The sequence below is a fragment of the Photobacterium sp. R1 genome, from assembly GCF_054600795.1.
This window is the reverse complement of the sequence record NZ_BAAHZP010001113.1, coordinates 1-228: the sequence shown is the minus strand read 5'-3', so window position 1 is coordinate 228 and position 228 is coordinate 1. Positions and strand designations below refer to the sequence as shown.

Below are 228 nucleotides of genomic sequence, written 5' to 3'. Positions count from 1 at the left end.
AGAGAAAGAGCTGACACATCCGGCATGCTATCTAACTGATTTAACGCAGGGAGAACATCTGTATCCAGCACAGCATACTCATTGACAGCCAAAATATTGGCCTCGATTAATTGTGCCACCGTTAACTGAGTATCTAACACTTCCTCCAGGGTACCAGCCGTCAAATCCACGGCCAGCACCCCCATATCACCCAATGCACTGAGTAATCCGGCTAAACGGACTTTTGTA

Annotated in this window: 1 protein-coding gene; it reads right to left on the bottom strand. The window is 47.4% G+C overall.

Features of this window, described 5'->3' with window-relative positions:
- On the bottom strand, positions 1 to 228 hold a 228-nt coding region (locus tag ACYP03_RS28515), incomplete at both ends, for a hypothetical protein (protein WP_459783003.1).